27 protein-coding genes and 1 pseudogene are annotated in these 26270 nt (G+C 55.2%); 15 read left to right on the plus strand and 13 right to left on the minus strand.

Annotated features, from left to right (window positions below; all coding sequences use genetic code 11):
* Positions 1–92: 92 nt before the first annotated feature.
* The 3 genes from ACX3P5_RS09330 to ACX3P5_RS09340 all read left to right on the plus strand — a co-directional run bounded on the left by ACX3P5_RS09330 (position 93) and on the right by ACX3P5_RS09340 (position 2869).
* Positions 93–449, plus strand: coding sequence for a GtrA family protein (locus ACX3P5_RS09330; protein ID WP_233988104.1), 357 nt, complete (start codon positions 93–95; stop codon positions 447–449).
* Positions 449–1387 (plus strand): glycosyltransferase family 2 protein, encoded by a 939-nt coding sequence (locus tag ACX3P5_RS09335; protein ID WP_233988103.1) that lies wholly within the window; start codon positions 449–451, stop codon positions 1385–1387. The genes ACX3P5_RS09330 and ACX3P5_RS09335 overlap by 1 nt, the downstream gene beginning before the upstream one ends.
* A 63-nt stretch (positions 1388–1450) precedes the next feature.
* On the plus strand, positions 1451–2869 hold the full coding sequence (locus ACX3P5_RS09340) for a hypothetical protein (RefSeq protein ID WP_458968618.1): 1419 nt from the start codon (positions 1451–1453) through the stop codon (positions 2867–2869).
* 344 nt (positions 2870–3213) lie between these two features.
* Here ACX3P5_RS09340 and ACX3P5_RS09345 read toward each other — a convergent pair whose 3' ends face one another.
* From ACX3P5_RS09345 to pspA, 6 genes are read right to left on the minus strand one after another with little or no spacing between them, the layout of a single operon-like run.
* Positions 3214–4275, minus strand: a complete 1062-nt coding sequence (locus tag ACX3P5_RS09345) for a YcjF family protein (RefSeq protein WP_458968619.1) — start codon at positions 4273–4275, stop codon at positions 3214–3216.
* The gene (locus tag ACX3P5_RS09350; protein ID WP_293001945.1) at positions 4272–5669 is read right to left on the minus strand and encodes a YcjX family GTP-binding protein; all 1398 of its coding nucleotides are present in this window, start codon (positions 5667–5669) and stop codon (positions 4272–4274) included. The genes ACX3P5_RS09345 and ACX3P5_RS09350 overlap by 4 nt, the downstream gene beginning before the upstream one ends.
* Positions 5650–5898 (minus strand): phage shock protein PspD, encoded by a 249-nt coding sequence (gene pspD, locus ACX3P5_RS09355; RefSeq protein WP_233988099.1) that lies wholly within the window; start codon positions 5896–5898, stop codon positions 5650–5652. The genes ACX3P5_RS09350 and pspD overlap by 20 nt, the downstream gene beginning before the upstream one ends.
* Positions 5899–5953: 55 nt before the next feature.
* Positions 5954–6304, minus strand: coding sequence for an envelope stress response membrane protein PspC (pspC, locus tag ACX3P5_RS09360; protein WP_094119483.1), 351 nt, complete (start codon positions 6302–6304; stop codon positions 5954–5956).
* Positions 6301–6528, minus strand: a complete 228-nt coding sequence (gene pspB / locus ACX3P5_RS09365; RefSeq protein ID WP_031377770.1) for an envelope stress response membrane protein PspB — start codon at positions 6526–6528, stop codon at positions 6301–6303. Before pspB ends, pspC begins: the two co-directional genes overlap by 4 nt.
* Before the next feature lie 35 nt (positions 6529–6563).
* Positions 6564–7229, minus strand: a complete 666-nt coding sequence (gene pspA / locus ACX3P5_RS09370) for a phage shock protein PspA (RefSeq protein ID WP_233988098.1) — start codon at positions 7227–7229, stop codon at positions 6564–6566.
* Positions 7230–7393: 164 nt separating this feature from the next.
* Here pspA and pspF point away from each other — a divergent pair, with 164 nt between their 5' ends.
* The 5 genes and pseudogenes from pspF (at position 7394) to ACX3P5_RS09395 (ending at position 10955) form a co-directional block, all read left to right on the plus strand.
* On the plus strand, positions 7394–8398 hold the full coding sequence (pspF, locus tag ACX3P5_RS09375) for a phage shock protein operon transcriptional activator (RefSeq protein WP_233988097.1): 1005 nt from the start codon (positions 7394–7396) through the stop codon (positions 8396–8398).
* A gap of 320 nt (positions 8399–8718) precedes the next feature.
* Positions 8719–8931, plus strand: a complete 213-nt coding sequence (locus tag ACX3P5_RS09380) for a hypothetical protein (protein ID WP_233988096.1) — start codon at positions 8719–8721, stop codon at positions 8929–8931.
* 151 nt (positions 8932–9082) lie between these two features.
* Complete coding sequence (locus ACX3P5_RS09385; protein WP_233988095.1) at positions 9083–9748, plus strand: class I SAM-dependent methyltransferase; 666 nt, start codon at positions 9083–9085, stop codon at positions 9746–9748.
* A 393-nt stretch (positions 9749–10141) separates the two neighbouring features.
* Positions 10142–10282: pseudogene (locus ACX3P5_RS09390) on the plus strand (hypothetical protein); the annotation flags it as partial.
* Between the two features lie 532 nt (positions 10283–10814).
* Positions 10815–10955: a hypothetical protein gene (locus tag ACX3P5_RS09395; protein WP_233988094.1), complete on the plus strand. Its 141-nt coding sequence runs from the start codon at positions 10815–10817 to the stop codon at positions 10953–10955.
* A gap of 291 nt (positions 10956–11246) precedes the next feature.
* Here the strand turns inward: ACX3P5_RS09395 and ACX3P5_RS09400 are convergent, their stop codons facing one another.
* A complete protein-coding gene (locus tag ACX3P5_RS09400; protein WP_458968620.1) occupies positions 11247–11459 on the minus strand; it encodes a hypothetical protein in 213 nt (70 codons plus the stop codon).
* Between the two features lie 171 nt (positions 11460–11630).
* Between ACX3P5_RS09400 and sapA the strand changes: the two genes are divergently transcribed.
* The gene (sapA, locus tag ACX3P5_RS09405) at positions 11631–13253 is read left to right on the plus strand and encodes an ABC transporter substrate-binding protein SapA (protein WP_233988090.1); all 1623 of its coding nucleotides are present in this window, start codon (positions 11631–11633) and stop codon (positions 13251–13253) included.
* Positions 13254–14219, plus strand: coding sequence for a putrescine export ABC transporter permease SapB (sapB, locus tag ACX3P5_RS09410; protein ID WP_233988088.1), 966 nt, complete (start codon positions 13254–13256; stop codon positions 14217–14219). It begins immediately after the preceding gene.
* Positions 14220–14727: 508 nt separating this feature from the next.
* Here sapB and ACX3P5_RS09415 read toward each other — a convergent pair.
* Both ACX3P5_RS09415 and ACX3P5_RS09420 read right to left on the minus strand, forming a co-directional pair.
* Complete coding sequence (locus ACX3P5_RS09415; protein ID WP_262287681.1) at positions 14728–15060, minus strand: colicin V synthesis protein; 333 nt, start codon at positions 15058–15060, stop codon at positions 14728–14730.
* A gap of 396 nt (positions 15061–15456) precedes the next feature.
* Complete coding sequence (locus ACX3P5_RS09420) at positions 15457–15813, minus strand: hypothetical protein (RefSeq protein WP_336755296.1); 357 nt, start codon at positions 15811–15813, stop codon at positions 15457–15459.
* Positions 15814–15968: 155 nt separating this feature from the next.
* On the opposite strand from ACX3P5_RS09420, the gene sapC reads away from it, so the two are divergent.
* The 5 genes from sapC to ACX3P5_RS09445 all read left to right on the plus strand — a co-directional run bounded on the left by sapC (position 15969) and on the right by ACX3P5_RS09445 (position 20925).
* A complete protein-coding gene (gene sapC / locus ACX3P5_RS09425) occupies positions 15969–16859 on the plus strand; it encodes a putrescine export ABC transporter permease SapC (RefSeq protein WP_233988085.1) in 891 nt (296 codons plus the stop codon).
* A complete protein-coding gene (gene sapD / locus ACX3P5_RS09430; RefSeq protein ID WP_233988083.1) occupies positions 16860–17855 on the plus strand; it encodes a putrescine export ABC transporter ATP-binding protein SapD in 996 nt (331 codons plus the stop codon). It begins immediately after the preceding gene.
* A gap of 1 nt (position 17856) precedes the next feature.
* Positions 17857–18660: a putrescine export ABC transporter ATP-binding protein SapF gene (gene sapF / locus ACX3P5_RS09435; RefSeq protein ID WP_233988082.1), complete on the plus strand. Its 804-nt coding sequence runs from the start codon at positions 17857–17859 to the stop codon at positions 18658–18660.
* Positions 18661–18802: 142 nt separating this feature from the next.
* Positions 18803–19591 (plus strand): enoyl-ACP reductase FabI, encoded by a 789-nt coding sequence (fabI, locus tag ACX3P5_RS09440; protein WP_094119473.1) that lies wholly within the window; start codon positions 18803–18805, stop codon positions 19589–19591.
* A gap of 221 nt (positions 19592–19812) precedes the next feature.
* Positions 19813–20925, plus strand: coding sequence for a CMD domain-containing protein (locus ACX3P5_RS09445; RefSeq protein ID WP_458968621.1), 1113 nt, complete (start codon positions 19813–19815; stop codon positions 20923–20925).
* Positions 20926–20930: 5 nt separating this feature from the next.
* On the opposite strand, the gene ACX3P5_RS09450 is transcribed toward ACX3P5_RS09445, so the two are convergent.
* The 4 genes from ACX3P5_RS09450 to ACX3P5_RS09465 form a co-directional block, all read right to left on the minus strand.
* On the minus strand, positions 20931–21827 hold the full coding sequence (locus tag ACX3P5_RS09450; protein ID WP_233988170.1) for a LysR family transcriptional regulator: 897 nt from the start codon (positions 21825–21827) through the stop codon (positions 20931–20933).
* A gap of 122 nt (positions 21828–21949) precedes the next feature.
* Positions 21950–22666 (minus strand): YoaK family protein, encoded by a 717-nt coding sequence (locus ACX3P5_RS09455; protein WP_458968622.1) that lies wholly within the window; start codon positions 22664–22666, stop codon positions 21950–21952.
* Positions 22667–22834: 168 nt separating this feature from the next.
* Positions 22835–24379 (minus strand): methyl-accepting chemotaxis protein, encoded by a 1545-nt coding sequence (locus tag ACX3P5_RS09460; protein ID WP_233988077.1) that lies wholly within the window; start codon positions 24377–24379, stop codon positions 22835–22837.
* Between the two features lie 175 nt (positions 24380–24554).
* Positions 24555–26141: a PTS transporter subunit EIIC gene (locus ACX3P5_RS09465; RefSeq protein WP_336755303.1), complete on the minus strand. Its 1587-nt coding sequence runs from the start codon at positions 26139–26141 to the stop codon at positions 24555–24557.
* Positions 26142–26270 lie beyond the last annotated feature (129 nt).

Consider the following 26270-nt stretch of genomic DNA (forward strand, 5'->3'; position numbering starts at 1 on the left):
TGAGCGGCATTGTCAGGTTACGTCAGTGATAAACTGTTGATTGCCGCCAACTTGCTGTATATTTCTCACAACCCCTTAATAATGATTAAAAAATGCTGACTTTTTTTGCAAAATACCTGACCGTTGGCGTGTTTAATACCCTGATACACTGGATGACATTTTTTATCTGTCTCAGCCAGGGGTTATTACAATCCACCGCCAATGTCATTGCCTTTTGTCTGGCGGTCACCTTCTCGTTCTTCGTCAATGCCCGCTGGACCTTTAAGCAACAGGCTACCCCGTTCCGCTATATTCTGTATGTGCTATTTATGGGCGCAATGGCGTTTGGTGTTGGCTATCTTGCGGACCGGATCGGCCTTTACCCGCTGATTACGCTGGTCGTCTCTTCCGCATTGAGCCTGGCCTGTGGCTTTATCTTTTCCCGCTTCATCGTGTTTAAAGGAAATTAATGAAGATCTCTCTGGTGGTGCCGGTATTCAATGAAGAGCAGATGATTCCTCTTTTTTACGACGCCGTCAGGAAATATGCCGACTTTGCAGCATGGCAGGTTGAGATTGTCTTTGTTGATGATGGCAGTACGGATGCGACACGCACCCTGATCACCCAGCTTAGCCAGCAGGATCCGCTGGTCCGCTCCCTCTCTTTTATTCGCAACTTCGGTAAAGAACCGGCGCTTTTCGCCGGGCTGGAAGCCGCTACGGGTGAGGCCATCATTCCGATTGATGTCGATCTACAGGACCCGATTACGCTGATTCCGCAAATGATCGCCAAGTGGCAGGCGGGAGCCGATATTGTGTTAGCCAAACGTATCGACAGAAGCGCCGATGGTCACCTGAAGCGTAAAACTGCCCATTGGTTTTATAAACTGCATAACTGCATCAGTCATCCCAAACTGGAAGAAAACGTCGGCGATTTCCGGCTGATGTCCCGGGAAGTGGTGGAGAACATTAAGCTATTGCCTGAAAAAAATTTATTTATGAAAGGCATTCTTAGCTGGGTGGGTGGAGAGACAGAAATTGTTGAATATGTCCGAACGGAACGGGTCGCGGGCAACAGTAAATTCAGCGGCTGGAAACTGTGGAATCTGGCCCTGGAAGGGCTGACCTCGTTTTCAACCCTGCCACTTCGGGTCTGGTCTTACCTCGGTTTTCTGGTCGCTACGCTGGCCTTCCTTTATGGCCTGTGGCTGATTATTGACAAGCTGCTGTTTGGCAATCCGGTGCCTGGCTATCCGTCGATTCTGGTTTCAGTGCTGTTTCTGGGCGGCGTTCAGCTTATCGGCATTGGCGTGCTCGGCGAATATATCGGCCGCATCTATATGGAAACGAAGAACCGCCCGCGCTACATTTTGCGAAAAAATAGTGAGCCAGGAAAGCGCCACGATTAACCACAAAGTTGGGGTGCCACAGGGCGGCAACCACCTGCAGTCTGATGATAAAAAGGATAGAAAATGATAAACAGCCAACAGGGATTAAGCCGCGGCAAAATAGTTGCGTTATTTGTGCTTGTTTTCCTTTTTGCGTACAGCCCGGCTTATTTAAGCCACTATGCCTATACCGATGACTGGACTAACCTCTACTGGGCTAATTTTGACCCGCGCAGTATTTTAAACTGGGATACGTTATCAGGGCGGCCGGTGTACGGCATTATCCAGTATGCCGCCTCTTTTATTGTGGATAGCGTTGAAAAACTGGCGCTGCTGCGCGCCGTTGCCATTATTCTGCTTATTTTTACCGGCTATTATTTCTACCGGCTGTGCCAGCAATATCACCTGTTTGAGAGTCAGGCGCAACGCATCACCTTTTCGCTGTTGCTTTGCCTGCTGCCCTCTTTCCAGGTTTACGTCGCCTGGGCCTCCTGCTTTCCCTATATCGCCGCTATTCTGCTGGCGGGTGCGAGCTACACTTTGTCGGTGAAACCGGGCGTGGCAGGACGGCTGCTGGCGATTTGCCTGCTGACGGTTGCCTTCTGTATTTATCAACCTGCCGCCATGACCTTCACCTTTTTTGCCTTACTGGATTTATCTCTCTCGGATCGCAGAATCGATAAAAAACGCGCCCTGATTTCCCTGCTGGTGTTGGGTGCAGGCATGTTTGCCGCGTTGATTGCTTCGAAGGTGCTGCCCGTGCAGTTGTATGGACATACGCTACCGCGTTCTGCATTCAGCTACGATATTCTGGTCAAGCTAAAATGGTTCATTACCGAGTACCTGAAGAACGTTATCTGTCATTTTGATCTGGGGGCGAAAACCGTTTCCGTTATCGTCTCGTTAATCGTCATTGGTTTCGGATTGAAGAAAATCAAAGCGGCCGGCAACGATAAGTTTTACCTGGTCTTTATTTTGCTGCTCATCGCCGCGCTGCCAAACCTGATCGTCAGTGAGAGCATGGCCGCTTACCGCACTCTGATTGCGGGGGCGCTGATCGCTGCCAGCCTGTTTATTGTCGGTCTGTTTGAAATCAGCCGTCGGTTAAAATGGAAAAAGCGCTTTTATGCCGTATTAGTGGTGATTGCCGCGTCACTGGCAATGAGCCATCTGATTAATGGCTATTCCAGACCGGCAGGTAAAGAGTTTGCTCTGCTTAATCAGGCTATCACCACTCAGGTACCAAAAGATTTTGACGGCGCGCTCTACTATCGTCTGACCGGGGAATATCTGCCGAAAGTGGCCACGTTGCGGAAGTATGATGATTTCGGCGGGCTGGGGCTCAGCATGTCATGGACCTTTGCGGGCATGGCGCATTTTGTCAGGCTGCAAAACGGGATGGCATTTACCCTGCCGGCTAATCCGGTCATCACTGATGAATCAGCCTGTCCGGGCAACTGCCGGGTGATCGACGCACAAGAAGTGCTGCTACAGCCACACTGAGGCAAAAAACAAGGCGCCAGGCCTGATGTTGGTCAGTTAAGGTTAAATTTGCAAAGGCTGTCACGGTCAGACGTGGCCGCTTTTTTTGGGCGCGCGTGCCGCTCCGGGGCAGGCAATCCGCAGCGCTGAACATTAGCCAGCAGAGCCCGCAGGACGCGGGCGAAAGGCGGGGCGGTACAGGATGTGCCATCCCCGGCGGTCCGTCAGGCAGGCGAATGACGTGAAGGTACCGCGCAGCGGCGCGAGGACCGCCAGCCCCGGCGCGGCACCAGACTGCGTTATCACCTGCTGCTTAACTGACGAGCATTAGCAGGCCGCCTTGTGTTATTCCGTCACCACACCAGCTACGCGGGCTTGTTCCCGCCCTTCTGCAACGCCTCTTTCATCTGACTCAGCAGCTCGCGACGGAAATCGCCCAGCCGCGGCTTATCCTGCTCCAGCCACGGCAGCGGACGACAGAGTTCCATCGCCTTAATGCCCAGTCGTGCAGTCAGCAGACCGGCACCAATGCCCTGCGCGGCCCGCGTCGAGAGTCGGGCAGCGATATCCTGCGACATCCAGTCCATACCCACTTCACGCACCAGTTCCGACGCACCGGCAAACGCCATATTCAGCAGCACCAGCCGGAACAGGCGGATGCGACTGAAGTAACCCAGCTCAATGCCGTAAATCGCGGCGATACGATTGACCAGCCGCAGGTTACGCCAGGCGATAAAGGCCATATCAACCAGCGCCAGCGGACTAACGGCGATCATCAGCGTCGCTTCTGCCGCGTGGCGGCTGATTTCACGTCGCGCCTGTCGATCCAGCACCGGCTGCACCAGCTGGGCATATAACCGTACTACTTCGCTGTCGTTATGGGTTTCATGCAGCGAGGCCTGCCAGCGCTGTAATGCCGGATGCGCCTGATCCAGCTCCGCCTGCTGCGCCAGCTTCTCACAAAAAGCCCGGCCTTTGCCGATACCGTGGCTGTGCAGCAATTCGCGGCCGATATCGCGCTCTTCCGCCCGCTGACGGAGCTGGTAGAGACGACGCCATTCACCGGTCAGCGCGCCGACGCCCGCCAGCACGATCAGCCCGCCCGCCACGCCGCTGCCCAGCGAAAACCAGTCGCGCGCCAGCCAGGCGTCATGGGTCCACTGCACGCCCTGCGCGACGACGCTGACACCGAACAGGGCCACGCCGGTCATCACCAGTTTGCGCCACAAACTGCGCTTCGGTTTCAGCGCCGCTTCTACTGCACGTTCACCGGCGCCCTCTTCTTCAACGGCGGCCTCGTCATCCTGCACCGCCAGAAATGCCGCCTGCGCCTGCGGATCAAAGGTCTGCGCAGGCCGCAACGGCACCTCTGTCGCCTCATCCAGCGGGCGGGCAAAATCAATACGGGGCTTCAGCGGATCGCTCATCGCAATTTATCTCCTAACAAAAATTCCAGCGCAGCATCCATGCGGATATGCGGCAGCGGCCGGTCAACATCCAGCTGCTGTGGGCGGAATTGTTCAAACCGGAAACCCTGCTGCTGCCAGAAGGCATTGCCCGGCAGCCGCGGCGGGACGTCGCCCGGATAGACAGTCAGCGGTTCACCATCGCTCAGCCGATTACCGCGCAGCGCCGGGATCTTCTCACCCCGGTGATCCACCAGCCCGCTCTGCGTCGCCTGCACCGAGGCCAGCCCGATGCAGTCCATACTGATGCCTTCAAACGCGGCGTTCTGCCACGCATCCTGCACCAGCTGCTGCAACAGTGACACCATATTGCCGTGCTGATCGCTGGTGATATGGTCCGCTTTGGTGGCGGCAAACAGCAATTTATCGATCACCGGCGAAAACAGCCGCCGGAACAGGGTGCGCTGACCATAATGAAAACTCTGCATCAGCTGCGTCAGCGCCAGCCGCATATCATTGAAGGCCTGCGGCCCGCTGTTGAGCGGTTGCAGGCAATCGACCAGCACAATCTGGCGATCAAAACGCAGGAAATGATTTTTATAGAAGCCTTTCACTACGTGCTGACAGTAGTAGTTAAAGCGCTGCTGCAGCATGCTGAAGTTACTGCCCTTGTCCGCCTGGGCCAGTTTGCTGAGCTGTGATTCGTCGATGGCCGGCCAGGGGAAAAATTGCAGCGCCGGTGCGCCAGCCATATCGCCGGGCAGGACAAAGCGGCCCGGCTGGATGAAGTGCAATCCTTCTGTTTTACAGCGGTGCAGATAATCGGTCCAGGCGGCGGCGATCTCCGCCAGCCGGTTTTCATCCGCGGGGGCGAACGGATCGAGTTGCTGGCAGAGCGTGCGCCACGGCTTCGCCCATTCAGCACGATCGCCAGTCAGCAGACCGTTCATCTGCCGCGACCAGGCGAGATAATCCTGGGCCAGCATCGGCAGGTCGAGCAGCCATTCACCAGGATAGTCCACGATTTCAAGATAGAGCGTGGCGGTTTCTTTCAGATGGCGCAGCAGCGAATCATTAGGCCGGTAGCGCAGTGCCAGTCGCATTTCGCTGACGCCGCGCGTAGGGGTTGGCCAGGCGGGCGGCGTGCTATAGAGCTGCGCCAGTCCTTCATCGTAGGTAAAGCGCGCCGTGCCCATATCGCGCTGGGGTACCCGCTTTACCCCGAGCAGGCGCTCATCCCGCACCACGGAAAACAGCGGCAAACGTGCGCCGCTGTGGACCGTCAGAAGCTGATTAACCAGCGAGGTGATAAAGGCCGTTTTGCCACTTCGGCTCAGGCCGGTGACCGCCAGGCGCAGATGACGGTCCACGCCGCGGTTCATTAATGCGATAAATTCAGTTTGCAGTCTTTTCATCTTTCTCCCTGATGAAGCGCGACGCCGCGCGGTTCATGACGCGTTTCAGTAGTGGCTCAAGCGCCAGCGCCAGTAACAGGCGTAACGGTCGACGGGCGACCGATTTCACTGCCCAGCCCGTCACACCCGCAGGCCCGTAGGTGACAGCATTGATAATGATGAATTTAGCCGCCGACTTCAACGCGGGTGCCGCGCGGTGGCGAAAAGCAGTGGATCGCGAAAAAGTCATCGACACCTCCAGAGGGTCAGCGAAAGGGCCTGCGACAGGCCCGGAGTAAGAAGAATCAAAGCTGGCGGAAGCGGCTACGCACGCTGAAGGTTTCAGACGTCACGTAGCGTTCCACATCGCGCACGCTGCGTTCGTCGCGCTGCAGTGCGCTTTCTAACTGGTCGAGCAGTTCGCTGGCGCTGGGCTGACGTGGGTTATCAGCGGCATTGGCCGGTTTAACATCCAGCACAAAGCCCAGCACGAAATAAGCGACCACGGTAAACATAAACAGGCCGAAAAACAGAGATAGCACCATGATAACGCGCAGTAAGCGCACCGGAATGTCGAGATACTCCGCCAGGCCCGCACAGACGCCCATCAGTTTACCTTCGTCAGGCTTACGCCATAACTTGCGGCCTTTCATCATGGTTGCCTCCAGTTAGGATGCTCTGCGTCCAGAATCGCCTCCAGCGCATCGATGCGTTCGCGCATCCGCTGCGCGTCCTGAGCAACGCGCTGCAGGCGCTGGATTTCGCTTTGCGACAGTTCCGAACCGCCGTTGCGTTTGTTGCTGTAATGCAGCCATAACCAGATCGGTGCCACGAACAACACGAAGATCGTTAGCGGTATGGCGAGAAAAAGTGCGCTCATTGACTCTCCTTAATCACTCATCGCAACGTCGATAATTATTCAGTGCGGTTCATTTTGGCTTTCAGCGCGTTCAGCTGCTGGCTGATTTCATCATCCGCTTTCAGGTCAGTAAACTGCTGATCCAGGGTTTTCGGTTTACCGAAACCGTGGCTTTCCGCTTCGGCTTCCATGTGATCGATGCGACGTTCAAACGACTCAAACCGCGCCATCGCTTCATCAATTTTACCGCTGTCCAGCTGACGACGAACGTCACGAGAAGAGGATGCCGCCTGATGACGCAGCGTTAACGCCTGCTGACGCGCCCGCGTTTCGCTCAGTTTCTTCTCCAGCTCGCTGATTTCACCTTTCATCCGCTCCAGCGTCTCTTCAACCTGGCTGACTTCCTGTTTCAGTGTGGCGATCAGGTCAGTGAGTTTCTGTTTTTCGATCAGCGCTGAACGGGCTAAATCATCTTTATCTTTACGCAGTGCCAGCTCAGCTTTTTCCTGCCATTCCGCCTGCTGGATCTCCGCCTGTTCAATCCGGCGTGACAGCTGTTTCTTTTCAGCCAGCGCACGCGCTGAGGTTGAGCGGACTTCGACTAAGGTGTCTTCCATTTCCTGAATCATCAGGCGGACCAGTTTCTGCGGATCTTCCGCACGCTCCAGCAGCGAATTGATGTTGGCATTAACGATGTCGGCGAAACGAGAAAAAATACCCATAATGATGTTCCTCTTTTAATGTGTCATGGCGTGTTGCGCTACATAGCTAATACAAGATGCGTGCCAATTTTATAATTATTTGATTTATAGCAATTTTTAAATTTTACAGCCCTTTAAGCTTGTTCTAATATAGTCAAAATGATTAAGGGGTGGCGAAATTCATCATGGCAGGAACTAACGATAACCTTCTCGGTGAGTCCAATAATTTTCTTGAGGTCCTGGAACAGGTGTCGAAGCTGGCACCACTGGAAAAACCGGTGCTGGTGATTGGTGAGCGCGGTACCGGCAAAGAGCTGATCGCCAGTCGTTTACACTATCTTTCCGATCGCTGGCAGGGACCGTTTATCTCGCTTAACTGCGCGGCGCTGAATGAAAACCTGCTCGACTCTGAACTGTTCGGTCATGAGGCTGGCGCGTTTACCGGTGCTCAGAAGCGCCATCTGGGCCGTTTTGAACGGGCGGACGGCGGGACGTTGTTTCTGGATGAGCTGGCGACGGCACCGATGCTGGTACAGGAAAAACTGCTGCGGGTGATCGAATATGGTCAGCTGGAGCGCGTCGGGGGTAACCACTCTTTGCAGGTGAATGTGCGCCTGGTTTGCGCCACTAATGAAGACCTGCCCGCGCTGGCGGCGGCCGGAAAATTCCGCGCCGACCTGCTGGATCGTCTGGCCTTTGACGTCGTGCAACTGCCGCCGCTGCGTGAGCGGCGCAGCGATATCCTGGTGATGGCTGAACATTTTGCTATTCAGATGTGCCGCGAACTCGGCCTGTTGCTGTTCCCCGGATTTACGCCTCAGGCACAGCAGACGCTGCTGAGTTATCACTGGCCCGGCAACGTGCGTGAACTGAAGAATGTGGTTGAGCGTTCGGTGTATCGCCATAACAGCAGCGAGCAGCCGCTGGATAATGTGATTATTAATCCGTTCGCTTCACGTCCTGAACCGGTTGATGCCCTGCCGGTAAGCCGCCCGGATCACGATGGCGAACTGCCTTCGCTGCCGCTGGATCTGCGTCAGTGGCAGAATCAGCAGGAGCGCGATCTGGTAGAAACCAGCCTGCAACAGGCGCGATATAACCAGCGCCGCGCCGCCGGTCTGTTAGGCGTCACCTACCATCAATTGCGCGCCATGATGAAAAAACACGGCATTTCCAACGATAAATTATGAGGTTAAGACGGTAAGCAGCACGCCCTGTTTTCCGTCAGCCATCGTCCAGCGTCACTCCTCTTCGCCATAAAGCCTGTCGGTCATCATCGGCCTGGCCGTTAATCACCGCCAGGCCGCTCTGCACCTTTATTCCTTAATCACAGTGAAACCGAAAGGCGCTCTTTCTTTCACTTAATGCTTGTTTACTTATCAGACAGAATGACCGGTTTATTCTGTATAAATCCACACTAACAGCAGGCCTAACGGCTGGGTTATGATCTCAGCCTGCGGATGCGAAGTGGTACGACACGTTTCCTTTAACAGACCATGAGAGAAGAGTTATGGATGACGCGGATTTAGCGCAACAACTTGAACAGGCAATTATTACGGCGGCTCTGGTTAACCGCCAGCCGTCATTGACCAGCCCCGACGGGCTCTGTATCTGGTGCGAGGACCAGCCTGTGGTCGCCAGCACCGCATTCTGCTCAGCAGAGTGTGGCGTGGATTATCATAAATATCAGCGCGAGATGCAGCAGCGTCACACAGAGAGCTGAGAGTTCAGACAGCAGCCGGTGATCGCTGCCTGAAAATAATCCTCACCCTGCTGAAGAGTGCTCTGTATTCAGGATGCGATCAGAGCGCTCTTCACTCATAACCCCCTGAGCCCATTCCCGGAAGATAAAGTGATAAAAGGACGTTGATAAAATGAAGAGTGAAAGCCAAAAAGGTTCGCAGGTTTATACACCGCTCTCATTAAAAGCCTACGACTGGTGGGTGCTTAATATCTCAAACAGCTATGCCTGGCGGTGCGATACGGAGTCGGTGCTGCTTAAACACTTTCAACGCTTTTCCGGCGAAAAGCATATGGATATCGGCGTCGGCACCGGCTATTACCTCGCCAGGAGTCGGGTAAAACCGCGCAGTATCACCCTTGTCGATCTCAATCTTAACAGCCTGAATGCTGCTCGTGCGCGCATTGCGTCTCAATTCGAAACCCAGTGTTTACAGCACGATATATTGTTGCCGCTTCCTGATCCGATGCATAACGCTTATGACTCGGTCTCAATGTTCTATCTGCTTCACTGCTTACCCGGAAATATGACGTCGAAAGCGGCGGTGATAGCCAATGCCGCGAAGGCGTTGAAAGCTGACGGTACACTCTATGGCGCGACAATTCTGGGCTCCGGCGTCAGCCACAATCAGTTCGGCACCGCGTTGATGAACCTTTATAACAAAAAAGGAATATTTTCAAACAGGCAGGATTCGGCGGACGCGTTACACCAAATTCTGGAGACTCACTTCAGAGAAGTCGAGATCAAAGTTTGTGGCACCGTGGCGCTCTTTTCTGCAACCGGCAAAACGATGTGGTGAATACCAGGTTAATTGCTGCATCGCTGGAAGCCCGTATTCCGATCGGTCAGGCGGCTGTAGCGCTTCCCGATCGGAATGCGCTACAGCCGCTGCGGCACATTCGCTGGCTCAGGTTATTTTCATTGCTAACTCAACACAGCGTTGAGGGTTTGTTTCCCCGGCAAGGATTAACATAGCCCGTTGTGGTCCCGCCGCCAGCCCGTTATTAATTAACCACCAGAGTAAGCCGGTTTCAGGCAATAACTTGCAGCCGTTTGCGATGGCAGAATTGTTAATCGGCCACAGCTTATCGGCTTCCGCATTACACACCTGCTCAGGCTTTTTTTGCAAAGCCCTGAGTACCACGCCTGAATAACATCAGTGATGAACGTCCTCTGTTTTAAGAGAAGAATGATGAAACCGATATCCCTTTTTATTGCTTTATTTATTGTTTCAGCCTGCAGTTCTGGCGCATCACAGCGTGAAAATTCAGCAGAACACTATTGTCATCAGAAAGGCGGAGAACTGAAGGCTGAAAAAAGCCTTTTCGGTAAAACCGAATACTGTCTTTTACCTGACGGAACGCAGATCGAACACTGGCGTCTCTATCTTAAAGATCATCTGCTGCCGTAATGCCTGCCACTTCTGATGGCTATGGCTCAGGCTGGTCAGCAGAAGAGTTCGCATTATCCGTTTATCCAGAGACAGAGGCGACGACCCTTTTTCAGCACCGGATAACTGACGTTAATATCGACAATGAGATTCCAAAGGCTGGCAGAATTGATCGGCATCAAAAAATAGCCGGTTCAAAACCTCGCTGTTTAACTGCGGTTGTCGCTGAGGCGTTAATAATGTTTTCCGTGAGTACGACCTCATCAATTAAATGTGTAAGCTAACACCAATTAAAGGCTTTCATCGGCATTCGGTGTCGCCCTGCAATCAGGGCGCTTTTTTTTTGCCATCAGATGAGAAAATGTTAATTCCGATAATTTATGCGCCGTCTGTTCTGTGATGCGTGATTAACGCTAACAGAGCGTTGATTTAGCAAAATCAACTAAAGAGCGACAGAGAAAAAAGGGTATTCAGGATGGAACTGACCGAAGAAGAAAAAGAAGCACTGGCCTTTTTTCTGTCAAAAAACTGGAGTGCGTTTTTCGAAAGCAGTCAGGATTTCATGTCTGTCGTTGCCCTGCATAAATTAGCCGCTAAATTTGCGCTCACAGAATAATTACGCTCGCATGAATCGCTTGCTGATTCTCCGCCTTCTCCTCTTCCCGTCGATTAACCCAGGGTTCTGCGCCTGACAGGATCACATGATGCCGGCTTGTCATCAACGCCCGGCCCAACCCTTCTTTGGTTGGTGAAGCGCGCGCCAGCGCTGGCAAAAGATCCCGTTATCAAGGTACCCACAGAGGCCTGCTCTGCTTACTTCAGATCCACGCTCCTTTGTCGTGCCATTTACCCGCTATTTTCCCCTGACATCGGTAAGCCTTTTACCCGGTGCAGATGCCCACTGACCTCAGCCCTTTCCGATCGATATCGCATTGACCTGTCCCCTTCTTTCCGGATGAAAGGGGAGCCGCTGCGGTGTGATGCCGCACTCTGCGCAAAAAAAAGCGGATGACAAAAAAAAGCCCGCCAGAAGGCGGGCAACAATACTGGAAGCAATGTGAGCAATGTCGTGCTCTTCTCCGGTAGAGCCACCGTCGAAGTGCAAGGGAATAATAATCATTCCTATTATCATCTGTAAAGCGCTAATTGAGAATATTTCTCATTACCACACTCTCTGTGCGTTTTTTCTGCCGCTGTATTAATGAAAACCCGCCTGCGCACCCTTTGAGATTTTGGGACATTGCCGGCTTTGCGATACACTCTGTTCAATGCCTCAAAATCGTTGAGTTCTATGTCAAAACTAATATGTTCGCTGTTGTTTAGCCTCGGCGTGTTGAGTGCGCCTGCATGGTCGGCCCCCGCCGGCGATATCCGCCAGAGCGGCTTTGTCTATTGCGTCAGCGGCACGCTTAATACCTTCAATCCTCAAATGGTCAGCAGCGGATTAACCGTCGATACCCTGGCGGCCCAGCTTTACGATCGCCTGCTGGATGTTGATCCCTACACTTATCGTCTGAAGCCCGATCTGGCGGCCAGTTGGGAAGTCCGGGACAATGGTGCGACCTATCGTTTTCATCTGCGCAGCGGCGTTCAGTTCCAGCAGACCAACCAGTTTAAACCGACCCGGCCGATGAACGCCGACGATGTGGTATTCAGTTTTGCCCGCATGTTCGATCGTCATCATCCGTGGCACAACGTCAACGGCGGTAACTACCCCTACTTCGATAGCCTGCAGTTTGCTGATTCAGTGCAGAGCGTGAAGAAACTGGATAACAATACGGTAGAGTTCCGGCTGAACAGTCCTGATGCCTCCTTCCTCTGGCATATGGCGACCCACTACGCACCGGTGCTGTCAAAAGAGTATGCTGACCAGCTGACGGCGCAAGGTCGTCAGGAAGAGATGGACCGCCAGCCGGTAGGCACCGGTCCTTATCAACTCAGCGAATACCGCACCGGACAATACATTCGTCTGGCGCGTAATCCGCACTACTGGAAAGGCGTGCCGCGTCTGCAGCAGGCGGTGATCGATCTGGGCGCCGGTGGTACCGGTCGTTTATCTAAGCTGCTGACCGGTGAATGTGACGTGCTGGCCTATCCGGCGGCCAGTCAGCTCAGCATTTTACGCGACGATCCGCGCCTGCGTATGACGCTGCGGCCCGGTATGAATATTGCCTATCTGGCCTTTAACACCCGCAAGCCACCGCTGGACCGCCCTGAAGTGCGCCACGCGCTGGCACTGGCGATCAATAATGAACGGCTGATGGAGTCGATTTACTACGGTACCGCCGAGACGGCAGCCTCTATTTTACCGCGTGCCTCATGGGCCTATGACAGTGACGCCCGTATCACGGAATACGATCCGCAGAAGTCCCGTCAGGAGCTGGAAGCGCTGGGCCTGACTGACCTGCATCTTCGACTGGTGGTGCCGTCATCCTCGCAATCATGGAATCCCAGCCCGCTTAAAACCGCGGAGTTATTGCAGGCCGATCTGGCGCAGGTCGGCGTCCGGCTGACCATCGTGCCGGTTGAGGGCCGTTTCCAGGAAGCCCAACTGATGTCGATGAATCACGATCTCACCCTTTCAGGCTGGGCAACCGACAGCAACGATCCGGACAGTTTCTTCCGTCCGCTGCTCAGCTGCGCGGCGATTCGCTCCCAGACCAACTATGCGCACTGGTGCTCGCCCGCATTTGATGAAACTCTGCAGAATGCACTGTTAACACAGCAGCTGTCGGGACGCATCGACAGTTATGACAAAGCGCAGCAGATTCTGGCGCAGGAGCTGCCGGTTCTGCCGCTGGCGTCGTCGCTGCGACTGCAGGCGTTTCGCCATGACATTAAAGGCCTGGTGCTGAGTCCGTTTGGCAACGCCTCGTTTGCCGGGGTTTATCGTGAAGAAGGTGAGGAAAAGTAAGTGATCATCTATATTCTGCGCCGCCTGCTGCTGCTGCTGATTACGCTGTTTTTGCTGTCGCTGGTCAGCTTTAGCCTGAGCTATTTTACCCCGAATGCACCGCTGGAAGGCGCTGCGCTGTTTGACGCCTGGTGGTTCTGGTTCAAAGGCATGCTGCAGTTTGACTTTGGCGTTTCCAGCACCAATGGCCAGGAGATTGGTCTGCAGCTGCGGGAAGTCTTTCCGGCTACCATGGAGCTTTGCATTCTGGCCTTTCTGTTTGCTCTGCTGATCGGCATTCCGCTCGGCATCTGCGCAGGCGTGATGCGCAACAAATGGCCGGATAAAACCATCAGTGCGCTGGCGCTGATCGGCTTTTCAGCGCCTATTTTCTGGCTGGCGCTGCTGTTCACCCTCTTCTTCTCTCTGACGCTTGGCTGGCTGCCGGTATCAGGCCGGCACGATCTGCTCTATCCGGTGCAGAATGTGTCCGGCTTTGCGCTGATTGATGCCTGGCTCAGCCGCTCACCCTGGCGCCATGAAATGATTATCAGCGCCCTGACCCATCTGATTTTGCCGGTGACGGTACTGGCAATGGCCCCGACTACCGAAGTGATCCGCCTGCTGCGTAACAGCACCAGCGAAGTGATGGACAAAAACTATGTCAAAGCCGCTGCGACCCGAGGCCTGTCGCGCCTGACGGTGATCCGCCGCCATGTGCTGCACAACGCCTTACCGCCGGTCATTCCGCGTCTTGGCCTGCAATTTTCGACCATGCTGACGCTGGCCATGATCACTGAGATGGTTTTCAACTGGCCGGGCCTGGGCCGCTGGTTAATTAATGCGATTCGTCAGCAGGATTACGCGGCGATCTCCGCTGGCGTGATGGTGATTGGTGGGCTGGTGATACTGGTTAACGTCATCTCCGACGTGATTGGCGCCGCCATGAACCCGCTGAAACACAAAGAATGGTACGCCCTGCGATAGCGCGGTTCTGCGCTGCCTGTCGGATACTATTTTAGAACCCCATTCGCATTCGGCTGTTCAGGTCGGATGCGATATTTCTTAAACAACAGCTTTCTCTCTCTGGCCGTCGGTTATTGGGATTATCTGATTGCCTGCAGCCAGAATAGATCCTTTCCTGAGTGTCTGATGGATTTTTCAATTCACGCATCATGATGAGTCAGCATGGTTAGCCGCTTTTCGCAGAAATAAAGCAGAATCGGGCAATGTAATCTTTTTACTCTGATCGACATTAATGGCGCTAAAATAGCCACCTTGCTAAATTGAAAGCGCAGAGGTTTAGACGGTTTTTATCTGGACAATAATTCAGAAGTTAACAGCATGGGGAAACAGATATTAATAAGCCGGCACGGGATGAAAAAATAACGTCTTCAATGCGGCGATTGATTTACCAAAAAAAATATTCCTGCCGTGCGTGGCAGGAATATAAATTAATATCATGAGGGCGTGATTTTAAATTTTATGACGCTGATTATACTGCGTCTGGGATCATGCCGAAGGTGCCGTTTAACAGGCTCGCTTCAAAATCAGCCAGCAGTTGTACTGCACCAGCGGTGCTGTCCCAGCCGGTAATCAGACCAGTGAGTGCTGCACCAACGCCACCGGCGATACCGCCGACAATACCGCCAACCAGCGCACCGAGAGAACCAATGCCTAAGATGCCGCCGCCGTTGCTGCCAACACGCGTGCCCAGCATTAAGCCGCCCCAGGTACCCGCAACGCCAAGCAGTGTTGCGCTCATTAAACCTTCAGCCAGGCCTGCACCGGAAATTGACTGACATTCATTAATAGATAATTCTCTCATCTTTTTACTTTCCTTGTTTTCCTAAAAGGAGCTTCATTATCTGTATTAGCAGAACGGGCACAATAGCAAAATATCCATACTCGGAACCATCTTAAACTTAAAATGCTATAGCTGGGTAACTTAACAAAAACATTAACTTTCACTCCACATTTCATTACAATGATTGTTATTTCCCGGCATTTTTAATATTTACTTTTATCCCGTTAACACAGGGAAATATCAGATAAAATAGCCTGAATGCTGCCCTGTCGAAAACTAAGATAAATCCCGATAAAAATAAACCCTCCACCTGGTCAATTACGAGTGCCGACACTGAACAGCCGTGAGCGGATAAAATTAAGCTGACGATCCGTCGGTTAAACTGAGTAGCTTTAAGCTGATGGGTATTTCCCCGGATTATTTCATGGCTATTTTTTCATTTACGCCGCTACCGCCTGAATATAAGTCGCTCAGCCTGCTGTGACTGATTTTGTGCAGCAAAATTTGCTTCTGCCCTACCCGATACCCCGCCATCTGCCAGCCCACAATGCCCGGCCTGAAGTATTGATCGGCTGTTCTGGCCTGATGGGTGTCGCGGTTCCCTTGCCAGCGAATGGGAGTTAGACGGATAATCGTCACAGTGAGCGTAGGTCGCTGATGCTGTCCAGCCTGAACAACCGGAGAGTAGCCCCGCGCATTAATAATGCCTGACTGCCACAGGAAGTGGCCGTTTCTGCTGATGAGAGGCTTGTTGTCATGCGGGTTATCCTTCACCGGGCCGTTTGTGAACCCTAAGCATGCGGTAAAAGAAGTTATTCGGGCTAAAGCACGCTACACTACGTTTGAGCACAAAACAGAGCAAACCCTTGTTATGAATCAAAATTTCAATTCAGTTCCAACCTTGTCTCATCATTATCAGGCGATAATCTATGCCCTCCGATAATATCTATGCCGAAAAACGCCTGCCCAGCGCGTTTCGTCAGAGCTGGCACCATTTTTATCGCGATACCGCGGCGATGGTGGGCCTGTATGGCTTTGGCGCGTTGCTGCTGCTCTGTTTAACTGGCGCACTGATCGCGCCCTACGGTATTGATCAACAGTTCCTGGGTTATCAGCTGTTGCCGCCTTCCTGGTCACGCTATGGCGATGTGTCGTTTTTCCTCGGCACTGACGATTTAGGCCGCGATCTGTTGAGCCGCCTGCTGAGCGGCGCCGGCCCCACGGTCGGGTCGGCCATGCTGGTCACTCTGTTTGCAACCTTCTGGGCGCTGGTGTTAGGCATACTGGCGGGCATGACGCACGGCGTGCGGTCTGCCGTGATGAATCACGTACTGGATACGCTGCTGTCGATTCCTTCGCTGCTGCTGGCGATTATTGTGGTGGCCTTTCTCGGTCCCCGCCTGGAGCACGCCATGCTGGCGGTCTGGCTGGCCCTGATGCCTCGTCTGGTGCGGGAGATTTATAGCGCGGTTCATGATGAACTGGAAAAAGAGTATGTGGTAGCAGCCCGCCTCGATGGCGCCAGCAGTCGTAATATTCTGCGCTACGCCATCCTGCCTAACATTCTGCCATTATTGATCAGTGAGATTACCCGCGCCCTGTCGATGGCGATTCTGGATATTGCGGCACTGGGCTTTCTTGATCTGGGCGCACAGCTGCCTTCACCCGAATGGGGTGCCATGCTGGGGGATTCGCTTGAACTGATCTATGTCGCGCCCTGGACTGTCATGCTGCCTGGCGTGGCGCTAATGGTCAGCGTATTAATTGTTAACCTGCTCGGTGACGGCATTCGTCGCGCCGTCGAAGCGGGAGTGGAATAAATGCCGTTACTCGATATTCGAAATCTCACCATTGAATTTATGACTGCCGACGGGCCGGTCAAGGCGGTCGATCGCGTCAACCTGACCCTGAGCGAAGGTGAAATTCGCGGACTGGTGGGTGAGTCAGGATCGGGCAAGAGCCTGGTTGCCAAAGCGATATGCGGCGTGACCAAAGATAACTGGCGCGTCACCGCCGATCGCATGGTGTTTGATGATGTGGATCTGCTGCGGCTGTCACCCCGCGATCGCCGTCGTATTGTCGGCCATAACGTTTCCATGATTTTTCAGGAGCCGCAATCCTGTCTCGATCCCTCCGAAAGCATTGGCCGCCAGCTGATGCAGGCGATTCCGCGCTGGACCTATAAAGGTCCGTGGCTGAAGCGCTTCTGGTTCTGGCGCAAAACCCGTGCCATCGAACTGCTGCATCGCGTCGGCATCAAGGATCACAAAGATATCATGCGCAGCTTTCCTTACGAGCTGACTGAAGGTGAGTGTCAGAAAGTGATGATCGCCATCGCGCTGGCGAACCAGCCGCGCCTGCTGATCGCCGATGAGCCGACCAACGCCATGGAGCCGACTACCCAGGCACAGATTTTCCGCCTGCTGAGTCGCCTCAACCAGAATAACAACACCACGATTTTGCTGATCAGTCATGATCTGCGCACCATGAGTCAATGGGCCGATCGGATAAACGTGATGTATTGTGGTCAGACGGTGGAAACCGCCCAGAGCGACGATCTGATGACCACGCCGCACCATCCTTACACCCAGGCGCTGATTCGCGCCATGCCTGACTTTGGTCGCGCTCTGCCGCATAAAAGCCGGCTGAATACGCTGTCGGGGGCTATTCCATCGCTGGAGAGCCTGCCGATAGGCTGCCGGCTGGGACCGCGCTGCCCCTATGCGCAGCGAAAATGCGTTGAAACGCCGCGCCTGGCGGGCAGTAAATCGCATCTTTACGCCTGTCATTTCCCGCTGAACATGGAGAGCCAGTAACATGGAAACCCTGCTGGAAGTGCGCAACCTGAGCAAAACCTTTCGCTATCGCACCGGGTTGTTTCGTCGGCAGCATGTCGAAGCGGTGAAATCGGTCAGCTTTACCCTGCGCGAAAAGCAAACGCTGGCGATTATCGGCGAAAACGGCTCCGGCAAATCGACGCTGGCAAAAATGCTCAGCGGGATGGTCGCACCGACCGAGGGCGAAATCCTGATTGACGATCATCCGCTCAGCTTTGGCGATTACGGCTACCGCAGCCAGCGTATCAGGATGATTTTTCAGGACCCGTCAACCTCACTGAATCCGCGTCAGCGGGTCAGCCAGATCCTCGATTTTCCGCTGCGGCTCAATACCGAGCTGACCGCCGAACAGCGGGAGAAACGCATTATCGCTACGCTGCGCCAGGTGGGATTGCTGCGCGATCACGCCGGTTACTATCCGCATATGCTGGCGCCCGGCCAGAAACAGCGTCTGGGCCTGGCGCGCGCGCTGATCCTGCAACCGAAAGTGATCGTGGCGGATGAAGCGCTGGCCTCGCTGGATATGACCATGCGTTCGCAGCTGGTCAATCTGATGCTGGAACTGCAGGAGAAACACGGCATCGCCTACATTTATGTTACCCAGCATCTCGGCATGATGAAGCACATCAGCGATCAGGTGCTGGTGATGCATCAGGGCGAAGTGGTGGAGCGTGGCGGAACCGCCGATGTGCTGGCCTCCCCGTTGCACGATTTGACCCGTCGGCTGATCAGCAGCCATTTTGGCGAAGCGCTGACCGCCGAAGCCTGGCGGCGAGAACACTGATAATTGCTGCCTCTCCCGCAATTTGCGGGCTGATTTACCTGATTTCAGACAGACGTGCTAGAATCCGCACGTCGATTAACGTCGGTCGCCTACTTTTTAAACAATGCGGCCGCCAACTACAATGACCATAAGGATTACAGCTATGGGTTTTCTTTCCGGTAAGCGCATTCTGATTACTGGCGTTGCCAGTAAACTTTCCATCGCCTACGGTATTGCACAGGCGATGCACAAACAGGGCGCAGAACTGGCTTTCACCTACCAGAACGACAAATTAAAAGGTCGTGTGGAAGAGTTTGCTAAAGATTTGGGCTCAGACATCGTTCTGCCGTGTGACGTTGCCGAAGATGAGAGCATCAAATCCCTGTTCACTGAACTGGCAAAAACCTGGCCGAAATTTGACGGTTTCGTTCACTCCATCGGTTTCGCCCCAGGCGACCAGCTGGATGGTGACTATGTGAATGCCGTAACCCGCGAAGGCTTCAAAATCGCGCATGACATCAGTGCATACAGCTTCGTTGCGATGGCCAAAGAGTGCCGCGCGATGCTGAACCCACAGTCTGCGCTGCTGACCCTTTCTTACCTGGGTGCTGAGCGCGCCATCCCGAACTACAACGTGATGGGTCTGGCGAAAGCGTCACTGGAAGCCAACGTCCGCTATATGGCGAATGCAATGGGTCCGGAAGGCGTTCGTGTTAACGCCGTTTCTGCCGGTCCAATCCGTACGCTGGCCGCTTCAGGCATTAAAGATTTCCGTAAGATGCTGGCTCACTGCGAAGCGGTCACCCCGATTCGTCGTACCGTGACCATCGAAGATGTCGGCAACTCAGCGGCATTCCTCTGCTCTGATCTGGCAGGCGGCATCACCGGTGAAATCGTTCACGTTGACGGCGGCTTCAGCATCGCTGCAATGAACGAACTGGAACTGAAATAAGTTTCTGAGGGCGAGCCTGGCTCGCCCTTCTCTTTCTTCTTCTCGCCCCATCCCCTTCAGACCTGATTTTCCTGTCGTTATACCGTAACGCTATTAATTATCACCGATCATTCTTTTGCCCTGGCCTGGCCTTCGGCGAGGATACCTCTGCCCTTCGGTCAGGCAATTTTTCAGATTCTGCCGCCTGCCTGCCGAACCAGAATTTTGCAAAAGGATTGATCATGGAACAACGCCGCTATCCGGGCCATAACCACTGGTTTTACGAGAGCCAGACCAGTCCACGCATCACGCAGGCCGCTCCGCTGGTGCCTGAAGCCGCTCACATTGATGACCGTTTCCTGCTGGGCTGCCTGACCGATGATGCGCAGATCGCGGCAGTGCTGCGCGCGAACCAGCCCGCTTTGCTGGCGGCGCGCGATCTGGCGCAGCTGCTGTTCCCCGACCGCGTCACGACCTCGCTGACCCATACCCTGACGCTGTACGATCGCCTCAGCACCGCCCTGACCGTCGCCCAGGTGGCTGGCGTCCAGCGCTTGTGCAATCACTACTCGGCACGTCTTAACCCGCTGCCCGGACCCGATTCATCCCGTGAGAGCAACAATCGTCTGACCCAAATCACCCAGTACGCCCGTCAGCTGGCGATGCAGCCCGAGCTGATCACCGCCAGCGCCATTTCCGCGCTGGATGCCGTAGGCCTGACCGAGCCGGATATCGTTACGCTCAACCAGCTGATCGGTTTTGTCAGCTATCAGGCGCGCGTGGTCGCCGGACTACAGGCGCTGCAGGCCCAGCCGGTGCGCTGGCTGCCTGGCTCCACTCCCCCGCCGGATGCTGACCGCAGCGGCTTCGGTCAGCCGGCTGAGTGGCGCCCGGCGCTGAAACCGCTGGAGTTACGCTACGCCAGTGCCGAACAGCTGGCGGCGATCACCCGCAGCCAGGCGCTGCCGGGAATGCAGGATGCGGTGTGGCTACTGGCGCATGATGCGTCAGCGCTGTATGGCTGGGTGCAGTTGCGTCAGCAATTAGCGGCCGGTCAGCCGCTGGCTGAAGCGACCGCGGCACGGATACTCGGCAGCCGCCGGGCCTTTCAGCACCTGTCCGGCATCGAGGATTTGATTGAGGGCGTCGATGAGGCTGGCATCAGTGAGCCGCAGCGGCAGATTGTCGCGCTGGCCGCCCAGCTCACCCGTGCGCCGGAACGCTTCAGCGCGGCACATCTGCAACCGCTGGCGGAGGCAGGCTGGACCGCAGACGCCCTCTTTGGTGTGATTCAGTCAGTGGCGATCGGTAACTGGAATAGCCGGCTGTTTTATGCGCTGGGGGAAGTCAGGTAAAACCGTCAGACCGGTAGCTGCCCGCGCGCTTCATCAAAAAAGTGCTGAGCCAGCGGCGTGGCGCGTCCGGGTTCAGCTATCACCAGCGCCGCTTCGCGCGCCATCGGTTGCAGCTGGATGGGCCGCTGATGCAATCCCTGCAGCGAACCGGGCAACAGGTGACCCACCGGGGAGACCAGCAATCCCAGCCCGACCTGGGCGCACTGCATCAGTTGCATCACTGAGGCGCTTTCGACCACCACCCGCGGCACCAGCGCCGCCTCGCGAAATGCCATATCCAGATAACGCCGGAAATAACGGGTCGGCTCCGCCAGGCAGAGCGGTTGCTGCGCCAGTTCTTTCAGCGTGAGCGGAGCGCTCGCCACCAGCTGAGGAAAATGGTCGGGATGGAAGATCGCCTCAACGCCCCGATCGGCCAGCATCGCCGTCTGAAAATGGAGTTCACGCAGCGTGGCCATTTCAAAGAAGCCAATGCCGACATCCACGGTGTGGCTGTTGAGCGCCTCCAGCAGTTGATCGGCACTCAGCACCGCAATCCGGTAATCGAGCTGCGGATAACGCGCCTGCACCGCCTTTAACAGCAGCGGCAATGCCACGCTGCATTGTGGCACCACGCCGAGCCGCAATGTGCCGTTGACCCCATGCTTCAGCGACTCCACTTCCAGCTTCAGCCCCTGATAAACCGACACGATCTCGCGCGCCCACGCCAGCACGCGATCGCCTTCCGGGGTGAAACCGGCAAAGTTGTTACTGCGATTAATCAGCGACAGGCCCAGCTCGCGCTCCAGATTTTTCAGGCGCATCGAAAGCGTCGGCTGGGTGACAAAACTGGCTTCGGCGGCCCGGCCAAAATGGCGTTCGCGTTCGAGATTACACAGGTAAATTAATTGTTTTATGTCGATGTTAATGACCCGTCAGCAGGTTAGGTGAATCCACGATGTCTTATTTTATTTCGGGCGTTTACCCGATGATTCATTTCAATTTTAGCGGTTACGCGCGCATACGTCTTAACAGCAAGGATCATTCAGCCTGTCCTTGCACGCCTGATGATGGTTTTCAGCGCCAGCGCAATGAGTGCGAAGCCGACCGGCAGCAAAAAACCATATCCCAGCACGCTGTAGAGCCAGATTCCTGCCACGCCGCCTGTGAGAAAGGATAACAGCGTCAGGCCGTGCAGCCGCAGGCGATCCAGATAGAGCGGCGCCTCTTTGGGAGAGACTTTGCGCCGTAACACCTCATACAGCATCGCCAGCTCAATGCCGATATCAGTCGCGGTGCCGGAGACGTGCGTAGTGCGAACCCGCGCATTTGAGATCCGGGTAACCACTGCATTTTGTAAGCCCATCAGGAAACTCAGGCTCATGATCAGCAGCACGCCAGGCGCATCCGGTGAAAAAAGGGTTTCAGCCACGCCCAGTGCCAGCAGCGCCGCGCCTTCGGCCAGGATCACCACGGCATAAATCGTGCGGATATTACGGCGACGTCCTGAATTAATGATCAGCGTTGAGATCATCGAACCGGCAATAAACAGGCAGACGATCGACAGAAAAAACAGGCCTGCCCCTAAATTGGCTTTTGCCAGATGATCGGAGAGCGAAGAGACGTTTCCGGTCATATTGGCGGAGAAAAAGCCGACAATCTCAAACGCCGCAGTGTTCAGCGCGCCTGCAGCCGCGGCCAGCGTACAGGCCAGACGACTATCCGCGCCGATACTGCGCGCATCTTCAGTGGTGATCAGCATGGAACCTACGCATCCTGGCAAACATGGCCGATATAATCCGCTGATTTTTCGTCGCAAACAAGCGGGCGACGCCGGCTAAACTCCCTCTCCTTGCGCACGGTCAGACCCGGTTCAGAAAGCTCTCTCGCCATGCAGTTCCCGCGCGGCGAGAGAGCGCGGGAGTGCCGGTTAGCGGGCTGACAGCCGGAAGGTGGAGACCGATTTCGTCAGATAGTGCACCTGCTCTTCCAGCGAAGCCGAGGCAGCGGCGGACTCCTGCACCAGCGCGGCGTTCTGCTGCGTCACGCTGTCCATCTCGGTCACCGCCTGCTCAATCTGTCCAATTCCGCGACTCTGTTCGTCCGAAGCGGTGGAGATCTGCTCCATCAGCTGATTAACCTGGCTGACCGAAGAGATGATGGCGCTCATGGCATCACCGGTGCGGCTGACCTGGTCAGAACCGGCGTGAATAATCGCCACCGATTCAGCAATCAGGCTCTCAATTTCTTTTGCCGCGACGGCGCTGCGCTGCGCCAGATTACGCACCTCACCCGCCACCACCGCAAAGCCACGGCCCTGCTCACCGGCTCTCGCCGCTTCCACGGCGGCATTCAGCGCCAGAATATTGGTCTGGAAAGCGATGCTGTCGATCACGGTGGTGATCTCTTCAATTTTTTTCGAGCTGGCATTAATCATCGCCATCGAAACCACCACCTCCTGCGACACTTTGGCACCGCTTTCGGCATTCTGCACCGCTTCACTGGTCAGGCGACAGGCCTCAAACACATTGCCGGTATTCTGTTTAACGGTAGCGCCCAGCTGCTCCATGCTGGCGGCAGTCTGGGTCAGCGCCGCGGCCTGCTGTTCGGTGCGCGAGGCAAGGTCGATATTACCCGCCGCAATCTCCTGTGACGCAGTCGAGACCGAACGGGTCGAATCACGCACCTGCAGGATAATGTCCGTCAGGGCGCTGCGCATCTGCTCCAGCGACGCCATCAGCTGCTGGATCTCGCTGCGTGAACCGGCTTTGACCGGCACGCTGCTATCCAGTACGCCGGCGGCAATCAGTTTACAGTGCGCCTGGGCCTGATTGAGTGGTGAAAGGACATAGCGTTGCATAAACAGGTAGATGGCAATAATGATGGCAAAGAACAGGATGCCAAAAACAGCCAGCAGCGTGATACCAGAGGTGAAATGGCTCTGCGCGTCGGTGTTGAGCTTTTTGGCGTAGGCTTCATGCTGGGCCAGCACCCGATCAAGGATGATTTCGTACTGCCGATCAAGGCGCACCACGCTGGCGATCTGATTTTTAAACCGCACCTGATCATGCGCTTCGGCTGCATCAATCAACGGCTGAAGCCCCTGCTGACGGTAAGCCAGATAGGCCTGACGATAGGCATCGGCTTCCGCCTCTTCACCCGGCAGACGCGGGGCTGCCATGTAGGCTTCAAACGCAGCATCGGCCTTCGCCGCTACCGTTCTGACGCCCTCCAGAGAGGCCGCGTTTTGACCGTTGCTCTCTTCGATGGCTTTCATGTACTCCATCAGGCGCACGCGCAGCGTTCGACTGTGGTTAATCGGGTCGATGACCGACAGCACCACGCGGATCTCTTTATTGACGGCGTTTAACGACTGATTACTCTGCACCAGCAGCCAGGTGCTGATGGCTACGCTGGTCAGAAACAGCGCCAGCAGGAAAGAGAAAATCAGCAGAGAGGATTTTTTGAGTGACATAACAACTTCCGGAAAATGAACGAATGCTGTTATATCGGCCAGAAATTGTCCCCCATTAGGGTACGGCTTTTTTTAGTTACTTTAAGCCAGACGGCAGCCGGATAAAGAGATAAAAAATCTGCGCCTGACAGCCCGATGGCCTTGGGCTGTCAGCGGGTTCCGAACACGGCTGCGGTTACGCCACGCCGAGCGCCATTTTCACCTGATTGGCGATCTTTTCCACCTGCGGTCCGTAAATGACCTGCACATCGTTATCACTGACCCGGTTCACCCCGTTGGCCCCGGTGCTCATCAGAGTCTGATCGACCACCTCTTTCATGTCTTTGACCCGCACCCGCAGTCGGGTAAAGCAGCAATCGACATCCTCAATATTGGCCTGACCGCCCAGCCCGCTGATGATCACCTGAGTGCGCTCATCCCCGCTCACCTGCTGGGGTTTCTCTTCATCCGACTCTCTGCCCGGCGTTTCAACGTTCATGCGGGTGATGACCAGGCGGAAAGCGTAGTAGTAGATTGGGGCGTAAACCACGCCCAGCGCCAGCGTCCACCACCAGTGGGTTTTTGCACCGCCTAAGATGCCAAATACCACCAGATCGATAATCCCGCCCTGCACGTTACCGATCATCAGATGCAGCATCGACATCAGCATAAACGAGAGACCGGTGAGAAACGCGTGCAGCAGATAGAGTACCGGTGAAACGAAGATAAAGCAGAACTCCAGCGGTTCGGTGATGCCGGTGGTAAATGAGGTCAGCGCGCCCGCCAGTACCAGCGCTTTCACCCGCTGCTTGTGCTCCGGCCGGGCGGTATGATAGATCGCCAGCGCGGCGGCAGGCAGACCAAACATCATCACCGGAATTTTACCCTGTGCCAGAAACTGAGTGGCGGTGCGCAGCGTGTCGTCCGGGATCATGCCCGGATGGGTCAGCGAGGTATTAAAGATGTTCAGCGCGCCGACAATCGTCTGCCCGTCCACTATCGCCATCCCGCCAATCGGGGTGAAGCGGACGGTTTCATTAAGAATATGGTGCAGGCCGGTTGGGATCAGGATGCGTTCAAACGCCCCAAGCAGAAAAGCGCCATACTGCCCGCTTTTGCCGATCATCTGGCCAATCCAGGCGATGCCGTTGCCGATGGTCGGCCAGATCATCGCCAGCAGCACGCCAATCAGCGGCAGGCAGACCACGGTCACGATCGGCACAAAGCGGCGGCCACCGAAAAAACTGATCGCCGTCGGGAGCTGTTGGGTATAGAAGCGATTATGCAGCGCCACCGTTACCAGCCCGGCGATGACCCCGCCCAGCACGCTCATGTTGTAGGTGAAGACGCCCAGCATCTCGATATATTCCGCCGACCGCATCATCGCGGTGGTCTGGTCCAGCCCGGCCTGCTGTAACGCCTCCGGTGTTGTGGTTGCCGCGGTAATCCCTTTCGCCGCCAGCGTGGCGTTGATGCCGACGTTCATGGCGATATAACCGATCACGGCGGCAAAGGCAGCGGTGGGTTTTTCCGCTTTTGCCAGCCCGATGGCGCTGGCAACCGCAAAGAACACCGGCAGGTTAGCAAACAGCGCGCCAGCAACCTTGCGAATAAAACCAATAATCAACTGCGGCACCTGCATCTGGGCAAAAGCATCGCCAGTCACTGCCGGGTTTTGCATGGCTGCCGCCAGCCCGAGAAAGATCCCCGCCGCGGCGATCACCGAGATTGGCATCATTAACGCTTTGCCGAACGCATGGATCTGGCTGGTCAGCTGTTTCATCGAGTCGCGCCCTCTTCTGGTATGAACAGCAAGTATTAGCCCGTTGTGGTGAGAACTCCCGTTATCGGCAGGTTACAGGCGGGTAAAATTTGAGCAGCATCACAATTCTGGCCGATGCATGATAAACGG

The organism is Pantoea sp. S-LA4, from assembly GCF_054482835.1.

What these genes read in the sequence shown, in the direction of transcription:
- ACX3P5_RS09455 (WP_458968622.1), bottom strand. Translation starts at nt 22,666, where the DNA reads ATGCTGATCACCACTGAAGATGCGCGCAGTATCGGCGCGGATAGTCGT.
- pspC (WP_094119483.1), bottom strand. Translation starts at nt 6,304, where the DNA reads ATGATGAAAGGCCGCAAGTTATGGCGTAAGCCTGACGAAGGTAAACTG.
- sapA (WP_233988090.1), top strand. Translation starts at nt 11,631, where the DNA reads ATGTCAAAACTAATATGTTCGCTGTTGTTTAGCCTCGGCGTGTTGAGT.
- ACX3P5_RS09445 (WP_458968621.1), top strand. Translation starts at nt 19,813, where the DNA reads ATGGAACAACGCCGCTATCCGGGCCATAACCACTGGTTTTACGAGAGC.
- sapC (WP_233988085.1), top strand. Translation starts at nt 15,969, where the DNA reads ATGCCCTCCGATAATATCTATGCCGAAAAACGCCTGCCCAGCGCGTTT.
- pspD (WP_233988099.1), bottom strand. Translation starts at nt 5,898, where the DNA reads ATGACTTTTTCGCGATCCACTGCTTTTCGCCACCGCGCGGCACCCGCG.
- pspA (WP_233988098.1), bottom strand. Translation starts at nt 7,229, where the DNA reads ATGGGTATTTTTTCTCGTTTCGCCGACATCGTTAATGCCAACATCAAT.
- ACX3P5_RS09385 (WP_233988095.1), top strand. Translation starts at nt 9,083, where the DNA reads ATGAAGAGTGAAAGCCAAAAAGGTTCGCAGGTTTATACACCGCTCTCA.
- ACX3P5_RS09415 (WP_262287681.1), bottom strand. Translation starts at nt 15,060, where the DNA reads ATGAGAGAATTATCTATTAATGAATGTCAGTCAATTTCCGGTGCAGGC.
- sapF (WP_233988082.1), top strand. Translation starts at nt 17,857, where the DNA reads ATGGAAACCCTGCTGGAAGTGCGCAACCTGAGCAAAACCTTTCGCTAT.
- sapD (WP_233988083.1), top strand. Translation starts at nt 16,860, where the DNA reads ATGCCGTTACTCGATATTCGAAATCTCACCATTGAATTTATGACTGCC.
- ACX3P5_RS09465 (WP_336755303.1), bottom strand. Translation starts at nt 26,141, where the DNA reads ATGAAACAGCTGACCAGCCAGATCCATGCGTTCGGCAAAGCGTTAATG.
- ACX3P5_RS09460 (WP_233988077.1), bottom strand. Translation starts at nt 24,379, where the DNA reads ATGTCACTCAAAAAATCCTCTCTGCTGATTTTCTCTTTCCTGCTGGCG.
- ACX3P5_RS09340 (WP_458968618.1), top strand. Translation starts at nt 1,451, where the DNA reads ATGATAAACAGCCAACAGGGATTAAGCCGCGGCAAAATAGTTGCGTTA.
- ACX3P5_RS09330 (WP_233988104.1), top strand. Translation starts at nt 93, where the DNA reads ATGCTGACTTTTTTTGCAAAATACCTGACCGTTGGCGTGTTTAATACC.
- ACX3P5_RS09350 (WP_293001945.1), bottom strand. Translation starts at nt 5,669, where the DNA reads ATGAAAAGACTGCAAACTGAATTTATCGCATTAATGAACCGCGGCGTG.
- ACX3P5_RS09395 (WP_233988094.1), top strand. Translation starts at nt 10,815, where the DNA reads ATGGAACTGACCGAAGAAGAAAAAGAAGCACTGGCCTTTTTTCTGTCA.
- ACX3P5_RS09335 (WP_233988103.1), top strand. Translation starts at nt 449, where the DNA reads ATGAAGATCTCTCTGGTGGTGCCGGTATTCAATGAAGAGCAGATGATT.
- fabI (WP_094119473.1), top strand. Translation starts at nt 18,803, where the DNA reads ATGGGTTTTCTTTCCGGTAAGCGCATTCTGATTACTGGCGTTGCCAGT.
- pspB (WP_031377770.1), bottom strand. Translation starts at nt 6,528, where the DNA reads ATGAGCGCACTTTTTCTCGCCATACCGCTAACGATCTTCGTGTTGTTC.
- pspF (WP_233988097.1), top strand. Translation starts at nt 7,394, where the DNA reads ATGGCAGGAACTAACGATAACCTTCTCGGTGAGTCCAATAATTTTCTT.
- ACX3P5_RS09400 (WP_458968620.1), bottom strand. Translation starts at nt 11,459, where the DNA reads ATGATTATTATTCCCTTGCACTTCGACGGTGGCTCTACCGGAGAAGAG.
- ACX3P5_RS09345 (WP_458968619.1), bottom strand. Translation starts at nt 4,275, where the DNA reads ATGAGCGATCCGCTGAAGCCCCGTATTGATTTTGCCCGCCCGCTGGAT.
- ACX3P5_RS09380 (WP_233988096.1), top strand. Translation starts at nt 8,719, where the DNA reads ATGGATGACGCGGATTTAGCGCAACAACTTGAACAGGCAATTATTACG.